We start from the raw sequence: 14,044 nt of genomic DNA on the forward strand, positions 1-14,044 counted from the left end.
ATATCAATTTTTACCCTTTCATAGCAAAGAAGTAGAAGTATAAAGTGAAGTCAAGTGAGAAAAAAATGCAATAGTACATTTTTTTTGGAAAATTTATATTTATCAATTTATATTTCTTTGAATTTTATGTATTATTAAAGTAATGGGGTAAATGAGAATGGAGGAGGACAATGCAACAAACACTAGAAAAGATCGGTAAGCAAGTTTTTTATAAACGACTACAGCAAAAAATGACACAAGAAGAATTATGTCAGGGCATTTGTTCCGTCTCATATTTAAGTAAGATTGAAAATGGAAAGATAGAAGCATCGGAAGAAATTCTACAGTTGCTCTGCACGAAACTAGAGATTGCTGTGTCGGATTTAAGAGATGTGGAAGAAGAAGTGAAAGAGAAGTTGGATGAGTGGCTAAATGCACTGGTTCATTTGGACAAACAACAAGTTGAACGCATATATATAGAATTGCAAGGTGAAATGCAGCAAGTTTTTGATTTTGAAATCATAAATTATTATAAACTACTTTACACACGTTATTTAATGATGAAAAGAGATCTTCCAGCTCTTGAAGAAGAATTGGATAGATTGAAAAAGGTGTATAAGAAATATTCGCCTTTTCAAAAAATGCTGTATACGTATAGTAAAGCTCTATTACTTAGTTTGCAATATAAGCATAAGGAAAGTTTGGAGTATTTAATTGAGGCGGAAAAAATGGCTAAGGAGCAAGGGTATTATGAAACTGGCATATATTATAATTTAAGCCTTGCATATAGCCATCTAAATATACCACATTTAGCCATGCATTTTGCTCATATTGCGATGGAAGGGTTCCGTAACGAATATAAATTTCGTTATGTGATCAATTGTCAAACAATTATTGCTTTAAGTTATGTAGAAAAGGCACAGTATGAAGAAGCTTTAAAGATTTATGAGAGTATATTAAGAGAAGTAGATTCTTTTGCAGAAAAAGATATGATTAAAGCTATGACTTTAAATAATATGGGGGAATTATATCATTATAAAAATGAGCATGATAAATCAAAGAACTATTTCCTCCAAAGTTTCGAATTACAGAAGACAATCAATATGAATTATATTGAAACAATTTATGGACTCGCTAAGCAATGCATTCATCTTAAACAGTATGAAGAAGCGCAGGAATGGATAGAAAAAGGAATTGATTGCTCACGTAGTGATGAGAAATATAGTAAAATGATTTATTCATTTTTCATATTTAAGTATAAAAATTTTGAACAGCCTCAAGAGCTTAGGAGATTTTTAGAGAATGAAGCCATTCCTTTCTTTAAAAATGTAGGGAATATGAAAGAATTAAAAAATGCTTATTTAGAATTAGCTATGTATTTTGAGAATGCATGTAAGTATGAAGAAAGTAATAAGTATTATAAAGAAGCGATTAAAGTTTTGGAGAAAAAGGAGGAATTAAATTGAAAAAGCGTATATATGGTGTGATGGGACTAGGCATAATGGCAATTTTGTCTTTTGGAGTAAACTATTCTAACCCAGATATTTACGGGGTAAAATCATTGAAAGAAGAATCGATAAATTACTCTAATCCGGATATATACGGATTTAAATCTTCGCAAGAAGGAGCTATAAATTATTCTAATCCAGATATTTATGGTTTCAATTCTTCACAAGAGGGAGTTATAAATTATTCTAATCCAGATATTTATGGTTGAGATAATATTGAAAAACCCCTTTCCAAACGGAAAGGGGTTTTTCAATATTTGTTCTTCAAAATTCTACAAAACTTGAGAAAATAATTATTTGAATTTTTAGTATATTAATAATGGAAACATAATGCTAATATAAAACTACTCTTTTTCAAAAATTTTTTATTAGGGGGAAGGTTGTATGAAAAAGAAGAGTTTAGCATTAGTGTTAGCGGCAGGAATGGCAGTTACAACGTTTGGAGGGACAAGCTCTGCGTTCGCAGATTCAAAGAATGTGCTCTCTACGAAAAAGTTCAATGAGACAGTACAGTCACCTGAGTTTATTTCTGGTGATCTAACTGGGGCAACTGGAAAGAAAGCAGAATCTGTTGTGTTTGATTATTTAAATGCAGCAAAAGCGGAGTATAAGCTAGGAGAAAAGAGTGCGCAAGATTCATTTAAAGTGAAACAAGTGAAAAAAGATGCTGTAACTGATTCAACAGTAGTACGTATGCAACAAGTATATGAAGGGACACCTGTATGGGGTTCTACTCAACTAGCTCATGTAAGTAAAGACGGTTCTTTAAAAGTGTTATCTGGAACAGTTGCACCTGATTTAGACAAGAAGGAAAAGCTAAAGAATAAAAATAAGATTGAAGGCACAAAAGCAATTGAGATTGCACAGCAAGATTTAGGTTTAACACCGAAATATGAGGTGGAACCGAAAGCGGACTTATACGTATATCAAAACGGTGAAGATACAACGTACGCATACGTTGTGAATTTAAACTTCTTAGATCCAAGTCCAGGAAACTATTATTATTTCATTGAGGCAGAAAGTGGTAAAGTATTAAATAAATACAATACAATTGATCATGTGACAAATGAAAATCAATCACCAGTTAAACAAGATGCTCCTAAACAGGACGCAAAAGCAGTTGTAAAACCTGTAACGGGAACGAATAAAGTTGGAACGGGTAAAGGGGTATTAGGAGATACAAAATCAATTAATACAACATTATCAGGATCATCTTATTATTTACAAGATAATACACGCGGGGCAACAATTTTCACATATGATGCGAAAAATCGTTCAACATTACCTGGAACATTATGGGCAGATGTAGATAATATTTTCAATGCGAAATATGATGCGGCAGCAGTAGATGCTCATTACTATGCAGGTAAAACGTACGATTATTATAAAGATACATTCAATCGAAACTCTATTAATGATGCAGGAGCACCATTAAAATCAACAGTTCACTACGGAAGTAATTATAATAATGCTTTCTGGAATGGCTTGCAAATGGTATATGGAGATGGAGATGGTGTAACATTCACTTCATTATCTGGTGGAATTGATGTAATTGGTCATGAATTAACACACGCTGTTACGGAAAATAGCTCAAACTTAATTTATCAATATGAGTCAGGGGCGTTAAATGAAGCGATTTCTGATATTTTTGGTACATTAGTAGAGTATTATGATAATCGTAACCCAGATTGGGAGATCGGTGAAGATATTTACACGCCTGGTAAAGCAGGAGATGCACTTCGCTCTATGAGTGATCCTACGAAGTATGGTGATCCAGACCATTATTCTAAGCGTTACACTGGTTCAAGTGATAACGGTGGTGTTCATACAAATAGCGGTATCATTAACAAAGCAGCTTACTTATTAGCGAATGGCGGTACACATTATGGTGTTACTGTGAATGGTATTGGCAAAGATAAAGCAGGAGCGATTTACTACCGTGCGAATACACAATACTTCACTGAATCTACTACATTTAGCCAAGCGCGTGCTGGTTTAGTACAAGCAGCAGCTGATTTATACGGTGCGACTTCTGCAGAAGTAACAGCAGTTAAGCAATCGTATGATGCAGTTGGAGTACAATAAAACTGCCATCTGTAGGGAAACAACTATTAATACGAAATAATTCAAAAATAAAGAAGGAGCATATGCTCCTTCTTTATTTTTTTCTCCATTTTTTCCACGTGTAAAACAATCCGATACAACCTGCGATTGTTATAATCCATTTCGCTTCATTTGTTCCATTCATAACTTGGTATGCAGAATATACTTCAATCAACAAGGCCGGTATTTTACCTATTGTACTGGCAATACTGAAGGAGAGTAATGACATTTTTCCTAAAGCTGCAAATAGAGTGACGACGCTTGAAGGGATAAATGGAATGAAACGAAAAGATAAGACGAGTAGAAATGCTTCTTTCCCTTTTACATAAAGAAGGCGTTCGACTTTTGGATAGTTATTTATTTTATTGTGAGTCACTTTTTGAAGTCCTAGACGATAGATATAAAACGAAATAATAGCCCCTAATGCTTCGCCGACAATTGAAATAATCGTTCCATCTGTTAAACCGAAAAGCTGTATGTTAATTGCAGTTAAAAATATGCTAGGGATAACACCTAATAGGCTAATAACGATATTGATCAGTATGCTAAGGGGAATTGCAATTGCGTAATGTTCTGTTAGTAGATTTTGAATGATTTCTTGCATATAGTTACGTCCTTTAGCTTTTTTTAGCATTACACCATATTTCATTCATATAGGCAAGTGTGGATTTTTATAATTTTATAGCAAAAAACTTGCGATTTTATACCCCTTACGGGTATAATGTATGTGTAAGAGGGGGTATATTTATGGGGCATTGTGTAGATCAAGAAAAGATGATTCCACGAACGGATGAAGAGGTTGAGAAGGTTGTAAAACGACTTAAAAGAATTGAAGGTCAGGTCCGGGGTATTCAGAAGATGATTGAAGATAATCGCTATTGTGTAGATGTACTCATTCAAGTTTCTGCTGTGCAGGCAGCATTAAATAAAGTTGGCTTTTCATTATTAGAGCGTCATACAAATCATTGCGTAGCAAAAGCGATTCAAGAGGGAAATGGGGATGCGTCTATTCAAGAATTGATGAAAGTGATGAAGCAGTTCTCGAAATAGAAAGGAGATGGACTGTATGAGTAAACAAAAACAAATCACAGTCGGTATTAATGGAATGACATGTTCAGCTTGTTCAGCTCGAATTGAGAAGGTATTAAATAAACTAGATGGTGTAGAAGTGAATGTAAATTTAGCGATGGAGCAAGCGAGTATTCAATATGATGAAGAGGAACAAACGATAGAGGCAATTACGAATCGTATTGAAAAATTAGGATATGAAATTCGGAATGAAAAAATAAAGTTAAATATTGAAGGGATGACATGTGCTGCATGTTCAAACCGAATTGAAAAAGTCATTGGTAAAATGGAAGGTATCGAAAGTGTTACGGTTAATTTAGCTATGAACAATGCGACAATTGTTTATAAAGAAGGCCTTATTACAATAGATTCTATTTTAGAGAAAATAATGAAATTAGGTTATAAAGGTAAGCTACAAGAAGAAGAAAATGCTAATAAAAAAGAAGAGCAATTAAAAGGGAAAAGAAGACAGCTATTTCTTTCTATTTTATTATCATTACCGCTTCTTTATACAATGGTCGCACATATGCCGTTTGATACTGGTTTACCGATGCCGCATTTTTTAATGAATCCATGGGTCCAATTATTATTTGCAACACCAGTACAATTTTATATTGGTTCTCAATTTTATGTAGGAGCATACCGTGCCCTGCGAAATAAGAGTGCAAATATGGATGTGCTTGTCGTACTCGGTACTTCAGCGGCTTATTTTTATAGCCTTTATGAAGGATTAAAAACATTAAATGACTCATCTTATTCACCAGATCTTTATTTTGAAACGAGTGCGATACTTATTACACTTATCCTCGTTGGGAAATATTTTGAATCAGTTGCAAAGGGAAGAACGACAGAAGCAATTTCAAAATTATTAAGTTTACAAGCAAAAGAAGCATTAGTTATTCGTGACGGGAAAGAAATGTTGATTCCAATTGAAAATGTGATAATTGGCGATACAATCGTTGTAAAACCAGGTGAAAAAATACCAGCGGATGGTATAGTTTTATCAGGTATATCATCTGTTGATGAAGCGATGATTACGGGTGAATCTATCCCTGTTGAAAAGAAATCTGGAGATGCTTTAATTGGAGCGACGATTAATAAAAATGGTACGTTAACAATGAGAGCTGAGAAAATCGGAAAAGATACAGCTCTTGCAAATATTATTAAAATCGTAGAAGAAGCTCAAGGATCAAAAGCACCAATACAACGTATGGCAGATATGATTTCTGGTATATTTGTTCCAATCGTTGTAGCTATTGCAGTGCTTGCTTTTATTACTTGGTACTTTGTTGTTACATCACAAGATTTATCACAATCTATTGAAGTAGCAATAGCTGTACTTGTAATTGCTTGTCCTTGTGCTCTTGGATTAGCGACACCTACATCTATAATGGTAGGAACTGGAAAAGGTGCCGAGAAGGGAATTCTTTTTAAAGGTGGAGAGTATTTAGAAGCAACGCATAAAATTAATGCTGTTTTATTAGATAAAACAGGAACTGTGACAAAGGGGAAGCCGGCAGTTACTGATGTGATGAGTTTGCAAGATAATATGTTGCCCTATGCTACATCAGCAGAAAATGTTTCAGAGCATCCATTAGCGTCAGCTATTGTAGAATATGGGAAAGAAAAAGAAGTAACTTTATTGTCTGTTGAAGATTTTCGGGCAGTTCCTGGACATGGAATTGAAGCTACAATTGAAGGTAATTCCGTTATTATCGGAACAAGAAAATTAATGAGAGAACATAATGTCGATATAACTGGGTATGAAGATATTATGAGTAAACAGGAGGCAGATGGAAAGACTGTTATGCTTGTCGCGATAGCAGATCAATTCGCAGGGATGATCTCTGTTGCGGATACGATAAAAGAAAGTTCAAAAGCTGCTATTCAGAAAATGAAAGCTGCTGGAATTGATGTATATATGGTAACTGGTGATAACGAACGAACTGCATCTGCAATTGCAAAACAAGTAGGAATTGAACAAGTGTACGCAGAAGTATTACCGGAACAAAAGGCGAATATTGTAGAACAATTACAGAAACAAGGAAAACGAGTAGCTATGGTGGGCGATGGAATTAACGATGCTCCAGCATTAGCAAAGGCGGATATTGGAATGGCAATTGGAACAGGAGCAGATGTAGCAATTGAAGCAGCTGATGTTACGCTAGTTGGAGGGGATTTAAGTCATATACCACAAGCGATTGATTTAAGCCAAAAAACGATGAAAAATATTCGTCAAAACTTATTCTGGGCACTATTCTATAATGCAATTGGTATACCGATTGCGGCAAGTGGCTTACTTGAGCCTTGGGTAGCAGGAGCTGCGATGGCGTTTAGTTCTGTTTCTGTCGTAACGAATGCACTTCGCTTAAAGCGTGTTAAAATATAAGGTGATGGTATTGTTCATCAATTAGAAATAAAGGGAGTAATTGAGGAGGAATTAGAAATGACGGTAACATTAAATGTAGAAGGTATGACATGTAATCATTGTAAATTAGCTGTGACAAATGCGTTGCAAGAATTAGCTGGTGTAAATAAAGTAACAGTTGAATTACAAGCAGGTACAGTAGAAGTGGAATATGATGAAGCAAAACTAAATGTAGAGCAGTTAAAAGATGCAATTGAAGAGCAAGGATACGATATCGTATAACGTGAATTAAATATATATGTAGAAAAAAACGTGTGGAATTTCGTTGTTTCACACGTTTTTTCTTTGTAAAATTGACTTTTCATGAAGATACGATAATAATCATGAAAGAGGTGATATGATGAGACGATTAAGTAGCATTTTGTTGAGTAGCTTATTGGCACTACTATTAATTTTAAGTGGTTGTGCAGGAAGAGAACAACAAACAGAGAAGCCAAAAGGAAATAATTCAACATCAGTAGAAAAGGTTAGCGATAACATTCTAGATGAAATGGAAGGCCCACCGAAAAATGGTCATACGATAGAAAGACATGTTGGGAAGACTGAAGAACAGTTAAAAGAACGCTTGCGTACAGATAAAGTATCAGCAGCAAGTACATACTACGATAAGGAAATAGCAACAAAAGCTGTAAAGGATAGTTTGAAGCAACATGATAAAGAAATTCAAGACTGGTTAAAGAATTCTAAGGAAGCTCGTCTCGTATTGAATACGACTCATTCATTCCCCGTTGGAAAAACCGTATTAAAGAAAAATATGAGCGTAAAAGACAAGTTGGTAAAGACCGTTACTGTTTTGGCGAGAGATAAATCAGGAGAATTAGGATTTAAAATTGTTACTTCCTATCCATCCGATAAATAAAAAAGGGGGAGCAAGATGTATACAACATTGCAATATTTTCTAAAATCATATTGTACGTTAAGTGTTCATGAAGATGAGATAGTCAGTGTAATGGAAGAGTTTCTTGAGGCAGAAGAAAAGGAAACAATCCTGAAACTACAAGATGAATTGTTCGATATACAGAAGAAAAAAGCATGGGAAGAAGGATGCTTACTAGCTGCAAAACAAGGAAATCGTATATGGTCATTAGAAGAAACGAAAGAACATATAGAAATGTTTATACGTTTATTGCAAAACAAAAAGGCGTGAATGAATCACGCCTTTTTATATACGCTTTTTGATATTTGACCATTTGAAATGACTTCACCATTTTGTGTTACTTTTTTATATGTCACAGCAGTAATTTTATTTTCTGTATCACTAATTACTTTAGATGAAACTTCTACATTTTTTCCAGTAGGTGTACCGAAAATTCGTGCCGTAATACTACCACCGTTAGAAAATGCTTGAATGTAAATATGCTTACCTGTATTATTTTTGAATTTTAAATCAGGACCATAATCGGCTACAGCTGCATCTTGCCCAAGTGGTAAGTAATGAACAGGCATAGAGTGATTGCTACGAGCGACGATGCCTAAATCAGCACGTAAAGCGGCACTATATAAAGTACTACTTACTTGGCAAACACCACCACCAGCGCTTTGTACAACTTTCCCTTGTAAATATACAGCTGCGGATTTATATCCGTGTGCAGCATCTGTAACACCAACGCGCCCATTAAAGCTAAATGTTTCATCGGGTGCAACAATCGCGCCGCTTAAAGTGTTAGCTGATTTATTTACGTTAAAGGATTGGCTCCCATTTCGCCCTGCCATAGGAGTAGAGTATTCAGCAATGACTTCTTTAATCCCCATATTTTGAACATCTTCCGTAGAACGTTCTGGTTTTATAGTGGCAATTGGTAACGCAATATTTTGTGTATTAGCAGCAATTGCCTGTTGTGTTAAATCTTTTAGTTTTTCTTTATCAATTTTTTCCCCATTTTGACTTTGACTAATATTGACGGTTGTTCCTGAGATGCTTAAATCAGCGTTGACGGGATCTTTTAAAGTTTCATTATATTTATCCTTTATAAAAGCTTCATAAGTCTTTGTATTTAATTGCGGTGTTAATTTATAGTCGCGCTTTAACTCCCCGTTTTCAGCTTGCTTTCGCATTTTGTAGCGATCCATAATATTGCCTTCTTGTTCTTTAAAGATATTTTTAACGATATCTTTTTCTTTATAATCTACACCTAGTTCTTCCCATGTATATGTTTGCGTATTGTCTTGAAATGTGTAGGTAAGGGATGTACTGTTTAATTCATTTGCTTTTTTTTGAATAATTTCTTGAATGTCTTTTTTATTTTTTCCATCAAGAGAAATACCTTCAAATGTAGTATGTGGTAATGCAGTCGTATTTAATTGTTTATTTAATTTTGATACGTACTGATAACTACCAATTCCACCTGCACAAAGTATTATGCCCCCAGCAATAGCGGAACCGATTAGTAATTTGCGTAGCTTCATTTATTTCCCCCCCAGAAATTAATGTATAGATATATGTATTACATTTTTCGTATAAAAATGATGATAATAGTACTATGTGTGTACTATTATACTATTATTTTCATTGTGTGTGTAATATTTCTATAAAAAACGTTACATTGTTGTAACAATTGTCTCTTTTTGTCACAATTTGCGAAAAAATATACGGTTGTTTTAGAATGTATAATAAAAAGGCTGCTTAGAAATTTCTAGCAGCCTTTTTATTATAATTTTTTATGCTCACTTTTATTCGTAACACCAAGATGTTCCTTTAACGTCTTGGATATGTCATGGACACTTTTCTCATTAGGAACGTAGTAGTAAATACCACCTATATATTTATCGGTACCTTCCACTTGTAACTTGTCCATGTTTAAGTTTGAACCCATTGTACTCTTTGTAATAGTCATCATATCATCAAAAGTTAAGTTTGTTTTTAAGTCTTTATCCAAAGCGTCTAATAAGCTTCCGATTTTGTTAACGGAATTGATTGATAGTGCTTTTTGGGCAATAGCTTCTAGAACAAGCTGTTGACGCTGACCACGCATATAATCGCTATCAATATGACGAGTTCTAGCTAGCGCGAGTGCTTCTTCGCCATTTAAATGTTGACGTCCTTTTTTCAGGTGAATCGCATCAGGCTCGTCCTTACTGTTTTGTTCTGTGAATTCAACAGGAACGTCGACGGTAATACCACCAAGTGAATCGACAATTTTAATAAACGATTTAAAGTTGAATTTTACATAATAATCAACGGGAACATTTAAAAAGTTCTCTACAGTATCAATGGTGCTATCTACACCACCAAATACGTGGGCATGTGTAATTTTATCGTATTTATCACGCGACTTAATGTAGACACGAGAGTCACGTGGAATACTAACAAGTTTGACGGATTTATCATTTTTATTAATCGTAGCCAATAGTAATGCATCTGTACGAGTCGCTTTACCGTAATCTTTTTCGCGAATATCACTTTCATCAACACCCATAATAAGAATGGAAACATTATCTGTCATAGGTTTAACGGCTTTTTCGCGTTTGTCGGATTTATCGCCTCTACTTAGTTCAGAGTAGGCATTGCTTACGATGGATTTTGCTTTACTGTATATATGGAAGGAATAACCTCCAAATCCAATTATCACAATAAGTAGTGGGATGAGAATGAACCATAGTAGACGTTTTCTCTTTGTGCGTCCATTTAAGGTTCGATTAATTTCTTTCATATCGGATTTCATCATTTGTTCTCCTTTAAACTTATCAAGGTGTATATTTCTATGATGTGTATTCAAACACATAACAGATATTGTACGCTAAATAACAGACATTGTACATGTATAAAAAATAGATGTCGCGATTATTTATGAGACATCTATTCGTTATTGTATACAAAAGATAAGGAGAAGACCACGCTTAAATTTTGCCTAATTAAAGCATAATGCTTACAATAATCGCAGATAAAATGCTAACAAGAGTTGCCCCGTATAACAATTTCAAACCGAAGCGAGCGACGACATTTCCTTGTTCTTCATTCAATCCTTTTACCGCACCTGAAATGATACCGATAGAAGAAAAGTTTGCGAAGGAGACAAGAAAGACAGAGATGATACCTACTGTACGAGCGGACAGACTGTTAGCGAGTTTGCTGAGATCCATCATAGCTACAAATTCGTTCGTTACGAGCTTTGTAGCCATAATACTTCCCGCTGTGACCATTTCAGAACTTGGCACACCGATAAGAAATGCAATTGGAGAGAAGACATAACCTATCAGCTGCTGAAATGTGATACCAAAGATAATAAGAAATAAGTCGTTAATACAACTCATTAAAGCGACGAATCCAATAAGCATAGCACCGACAACAATTGCTACGCGAAATCCATCGAGAATATATTCTCCAAGCATTTCAAAAAAGCTTTGTTTTTCTCCTTTTATTTCTAAAATATCTTCATCATCTTTTACGTCATAAGGATTAATAACTAGCACGATAATAAAGCCGCTAAATAAATTGAGAACGAGTGCGGTAACTACATATTTTGGTTCAATCATCGTCATATAAGCACCGACAATGGACATAGATACGGTTGACATAGCAGATGCACAAAGTGTATAAAGACGATGTTTAGGAATTTGCGCTAGTTGTTTTTTGACGGTAATAAATACTTCTGATTGCCCGACAATTGCAGAAGCAATCGCGTTATAAGACTCTAATTTTCCGAGTCCATTGATTTTGCTGAGAAAGAAGCCAATCCACCGAATACAAAATGGTAGTATTTTGAAATGTTGTAATATACCAATTAAGACGGAAATAAAAACAATCGGTAATAATACATTGAGGAAAAAAGGCATTTCTCCTTTGTTTGCAAGCCCACCAAATACGAAATTCACACCTGATGCAGCATAGTCGAGTAACTTTGTGAATAAATTAGAAATCAGTGTAATCAATACTAGGCCAATTCCTGTATTTAATAATAAGTAAGTTAAAATTAGCTGTATAATAAGCATGATGAAAATAGGCTTAAATTTAATATGCTTTTTATTGTTGCTGGCAATGTAAGCAAGGAAGAAGACTACGATAAGACCGAGGAAAAACGTCACGAATTTCATAATAAACCCCCTAAAAGAGATATTCTGTTACATAGGTTTTTCATTTTAAGGGAGAATATGCATCTTTAGTAAAGAGAGGAATAGAGGCAGTATGAATATATGCAGCGTACATCACATTGCAATTATTTGTTCAGATTATAAAATATCAAAAAATTTTTATACAAGGATACTAGGTTTTAAAGTGATAAATGAAGTATACAGAAAGGAGAGAGATTCGTACAAGTTAGATTTATGTGTAGGAGAACAGTATCAAATTGAGTTATTTTCATTTCCTAATCCGCCAGAGCGGCCGAGTTTTCCTGAAGCAGCTGGGCTTAGGCATTTGGCGTTTGCGGTTACTAATATAGAAGAGGCTGTTAAGCATTTAAATCAATACGGGGTAGATACGGAGCCGGTGCGTGTTGATGAAATAACGGAAAAAAGGTTCGTCTTTTTCCAAGATCCTGACGGTTTACCGTTAGAATTATATGAGAGCTGAAAATTGGCGAATTTTATATAGGTTTTCATTTCGGCAAATGAAGAAACTAAAGTGAAACTTCTTTTAAAAAAGGAGGTGTAACTTTAGCTAAGAAAAGCTAAAGGATCTATTTGGATATTTTTAAATTATTGATGGTAGCTATTCTTATCGCGTTAACAGGATTTTTCGTAGCTGTAGAATTCGCAATTATAAAGGTGCGTAGCAGTCGTATTGATCAACTCGTTGGTGAAAAAAAGCGAGGAGCATTGGCAGCTAAGAAAGTTATTTCAAATTTAGATGAATATTTATCTGCATGTCAGTTAGGGATTACGATTACAGCTTTAGGGCTTGGGTGGCTAGGAGAACCTACAATTAAGCATTTGCTCGAACCGTTGTTTTTAAAAGTGAATCTATCCCCTGCAATTGCAAGTACCATTTCGTTTATTATCGCATTTGCAGTTATTACTTTTTTACATGTTGTAATCGGAGAACTTGCTCCAAAAACATTTGCTATTCAAAAGGCAGAGCAGGTTAGCTTATTATTATCACGACCACTTATTTATTTTTACCGAGTTATGTATCCGTTTATTTGGGCGTTAAATGGCTCAGCACGATTGGTGACAGGAATATTCGGATTACACCCAGCCTCTGAACATGAGGTTGCACATTCGGAGGAAGAGCTGAGGTTGATTTTATCTGAGAGCTATGAGAGTGGAGAAATTAATCAAGCTGAATTTAAGTATGTAAATAACATTTTTGAATTTGATAACAGGGTGGCAAAAGAAATTATGGTTCCACGTACTGAAGTCGTGGGCTTGTATGAAGATGAACCGTTCGAGACACATATTAAAATTATTGGACAAGAAAAGTATACGCGGTATCCCGTATTTGGTGAAGATAAAGATGAGATTATTGGAATGGTTAATGTAAAAGATTTATTTATTCACTATATGGATGGTGGTCGAGGTGAAGAATGCTCTATTACCCCATATACAAGACCAGTTATTGAAGTTTTAGAAAATATCCCAATTCATGATTTATTATTGCAAATGCAAAGAAGGCGTATTCCGCTAGCAGTTTTGTATGATGAATATGGCGGTACGGCAGGAATTGTTACATTGGAAGATATTTTAGAGGAAATTGTTGGAGAAATTCGAGATGAGTATGATGAAGACGAGCATCCCCCTATAGAACATATAAGTGAAGGCTGTAAAATTGTAGAGGGGAAAGTACTTATTAGTGAAGTAAACGATTTATTTGGAATACATTTAGTTGCTGTTGATGTTGATACAATTGGTGGCTGGATTATGGTGCAAAAACAGAGTGTCGCTGAGGGAGATGTGATTGAGAAAAGTGGCTTCTATTTCAAAGTTCTTGAAAAAGATATGCATCAAATTAAGCGAGTGGAAATAAGGAAAACGGAAGAGACGATAGGGAGTTAATGGTTAGTGGGAAGGAGGATTCCCACTA

At 34.8% G+C, this 14,044-nt stretch carries 14 protein-coding genes; 10 read left to right on the plus strand and 4 right to left on the minus strand.

What is annotated here, in order from left to right; genetic code table 11:
* The first annotated feature begins 170 nt into the window (after positions 1 to 170).
* The 3 genes from DJ93_RS15900 (at position 171) to DJ93_RS15910 (ending at position 3,572) form a co-directional block, all read left to right on the plus strand.
* Positions 171 to 1,445, plus strand: coding sequence for a tetratricopeptide repeat protein (locus DJ93_RS15900; RefSeq protein ID WP_042981849.1), 1,275 nt, complete (start codon positions 171 to 173; stop codon positions 1,443 to 1,445).
* A complete protein-coding gene (locus tag DJ93_RS15905; protein ID WP_042981851.1) occupies positions 1,442 to 1,696 on the plus strand; it encodes a Phr family secreted Rap phosphatase inhibitor in 255 nt (84 codons plus the stop codon). Before DJ93_RS15900 ends, DJ93_RS15905 begins: the two co-directional genes overlap by 4 nt.
* Before the next feature lie 175 nt (positions 1,697 to 1,871).
* Positions 1,872 to 3,572: a M4 family metallopeptidase gene (locus DJ93_RS15910; protein WP_042981852.1), complete on the plus strand. Its 1,701-nt coding sequence runs from the start codon at positions 1,872 to 1,874 to the stop codon at positions 3,570 to 3,572.
* Positions 3,573 to 3,645: 73 nt separating this feature from the next.
* Here DJ93_RS15910 and DJ93_RS15915 read toward each other — a convergent pair whose 3' ends face one another.
* Positions 3,646 to 4,194, minus strand: a complete 549-nt coding sequence (locus DJ93_RS15915; RefSeq protein ID WP_042981853.1) for a TVP38/TMEM64 family protein — start codon at positions 4,192 to 4,194, stop codon at positions 3,646 to 3,648.
* A gap of 143 nt (positions 4,195 to 4,337) precedes the next feature.
* Between DJ93_RS15915 and DJ93_RS15920 the strand changes: the two genes are divergently transcribed.
* From DJ93_RS15920 to DJ93_RS15940, 5 genes are all read left to right on the plus strand, one after another.
* Positions 4,338 to 4,640, plus strand: coding sequence for a metal-sensing transcriptional repressor (locus DJ93_RS15920; RefSeq protein WP_042981854.1), 303 nt, complete (start codon positions 4,338 to 4,340; stop codon positions 4,638 to 4,640).
* 16 nt (positions 4,641 to 4,656) lie between these two features.
* Entirely contained in the window at positions 4,657 to 7,047 is a 2,391-nt protein-coding gene (locus tag DJ93_RS15925; RefSeq protein WP_042981856.1) for a heavy metal translocating P-type ATPase, read from the plus strand.
* Positions 7,048 to 7,104: 57 nt separating this feature from the next.
* Positions 7,105 to 7,308 carry a copper chaperone CopZ gene (gene copZ / locus DJ93_RS15930; protein ID WP_042981857.1) on the plus strand — a complete coding sequence of 68 codons (204 nt, stop codon included), beginning with the start codon at positions 7,105 to 7,107 and terminating at the stop codon, positions 7,306 to 7,308.
* Positions 7,309 to 7,426: 118 nt separating this feature from the next.
* Complete coding sequence (locus tag DJ93_RS15935) at positions 7,427 to 7,945, plus strand: RNase A-like domain-containing lipoprotein (protein WP_042981858.1); 519 nt, start codon at positions 7,427 to 7,429, stop codon at positions 7,943 to 7,945.
* Between the two features lie 15 nt (positions 7,946 to 7,960).
* Positions 7,961 to 8,233, plus strand: a complete 273-nt coding sequence (locus DJ93_RS15940; protein ID WP_042981861.1) for a hypothetical protein — start codon at positions 7,961 to 7,963, stop codon at positions 8,231 to 8,233.
* A 5-nt stretch (positions 8,234 to 8,238) separates the two neighbouring features.
* Here the strand turns inward: DJ93_RS15940 and DJ93_RS15945 are convergent, their stop codons facing one another.
* The 3 genes from DJ93_RS15945 to DJ93_RS15955 form a co-directional block, all read right to left on the minus strand.
* Positions 8,239 to 9,492, minus strand: coding sequence for a VanW family protein (locus tag DJ93_RS15945; RefSeq protein WP_042981863.1), 1,254 nt, complete (start codon positions 9,490 to 9,492; stop codon positions 8,239 to 8,241).
* Positions 9,493 to 9,734: 242 nt separating this feature from the next.
* The gene (locus DJ93_RS15950; protein ID WP_374937170.1) at positions 9,735 to 10,751 is read right to left on the minus strand and encodes an LCP family protein; all 1,017 of its coding nucleotides are present in this window, start codon (positions 10,749 to 10,751) and stop codon (positions 9,735 to 9,737) included.
* A gap of 187 nt (positions 10,752 to 10,938) precedes the next feature.
* Entirely contained in the window at positions 10,939 to 12,117 is a 1,179-nt protein-coding gene (locus DJ93_RS15955) for a NupC/NupG family nucleoside CNT transporter (RefSeq protein WP_042981865.1), read from the minus strand.
* A 91-nt stretch (positions 12,118 to 12,208) separates the two neighbouring features.
* Between DJ93_RS15955 and gloA2 the strand changes: the two genes are divergently transcribed.
* Both gloA2 and DJ93_RS15965 read left to right on the plus strand, forming a co-directional pair.
* Complete coding sequence (gene gloA2, locus DJ93_RS15960; protein WP_042981868.1) at positions 12,209 to 12,595, plus strand: SMU1112c/YaeR family gloxylase I-like metalloprotein; 387 nt, start codon at positions 12,209 to 12,211, stop codon at positions 12,593 to 12,595.
* Positions 12,596 to 12,705: 110 nt separating this feature from the next.
* Positions 12,706 to 14,016, plus strand: a complete 1,311-nt coding sequence (locus DJ93_RS15965) for a hemolysin family protein (RefSeq protein WP_042981869.1) — start codon at positions 12,706 to 12,708, stop codon at positions 14,014 to 14,016.
* The last annotated feature ends 28 nt before the right edge of the window (positions 14,017 to 14,044 follow it).

This window comes from Bacillus clarus, from assembly GCF_000746925.1.
Taxonomy (GTDB): Bacteria; Bacillota; Bacilli; order Bacillales; family Bacillaceae_G; genus Bacillus_A; species Bacillus_A clarus.

Coding starts and splice junctions, on each gene's coding strand:
- DJ93_RS15900 (WP_042981849.1), top strand. CDS start 171: ATGCAACAAACACTAGAAAAGATCGGTAAGCAAGTTTTTTATAAACGA.
- DJ93_RS15910 (WP_042981852.1), top strand. CDS start 1,872: ATGAAAAAGAAGAGTTTAGCATTAGTGTTAGCGGCAGGAATGGCAGTT.
- DJ93_RS15915 (WP_042981853.1), bottom strand. CDS start 4,194: ATGCAAGAAATCATTCAAAATCTACTAACAGAACATTACGCAATTGCA.
- DJ93_RS15920 (WP_042981854.1), top strand. CDS start 4,338: ATGGGGCATTGTGTAGATCAAGAAAAGATGATTCCACGAACGGATGAA.
- DJ93_RS15925 (WP_042981856.1), top strand. CDS start 4,657: ATGAGTAAACAAAAACAAATCACAGTCGGTATTAATGGAATGACATGT.
- copZ (WP_042981857.1), top strand. CDS start 7,105: ATGACGGTAACATTAAATGTAGAAGGTATGACATGTAATCATTGTAAA.
- DJ93_RS15935 (WP_042981858.1), top strand. CDS start 7,427: ATGAGACGATTAAGTAGCATTTTGTTGAGTAGCTTATTGGCACTACTA.
- DJ93_RS15940 (WP_042981861.1), top strand. CDS start 7,961: ATGTATACAACATTGCAATATTTTCTAAAATCATATTGTACGTTAAGT.
- DJ93_RS15945 (WP_042981863.1), bottom strand. CDS start 9,492: ATGAAGCTACGCAAATTACTAATCGGTTCCGCTATTGCTGGGGGCATA.
- DJ93_RS15950 (WP_374937170.1), bottom strand. CDS start 10,751: ATGATGAAATCCGATATGAAAGAAATTAATCGAACCTTAAATGGACGC.
- DJ93_RS15955 (WP_042981865.1), bottom strand. CDS start 12,117: ATGAAATTCGTGACGTTTTTCCTCGGTCTTATCGTAGTCTTCTTCCTT.
- gloA2 (WP_042981868.1), top strand. CDS start 12,209: ATGAATATATGCAGCGTACATCACATTGCAATTATTTGTTCAGATTAT.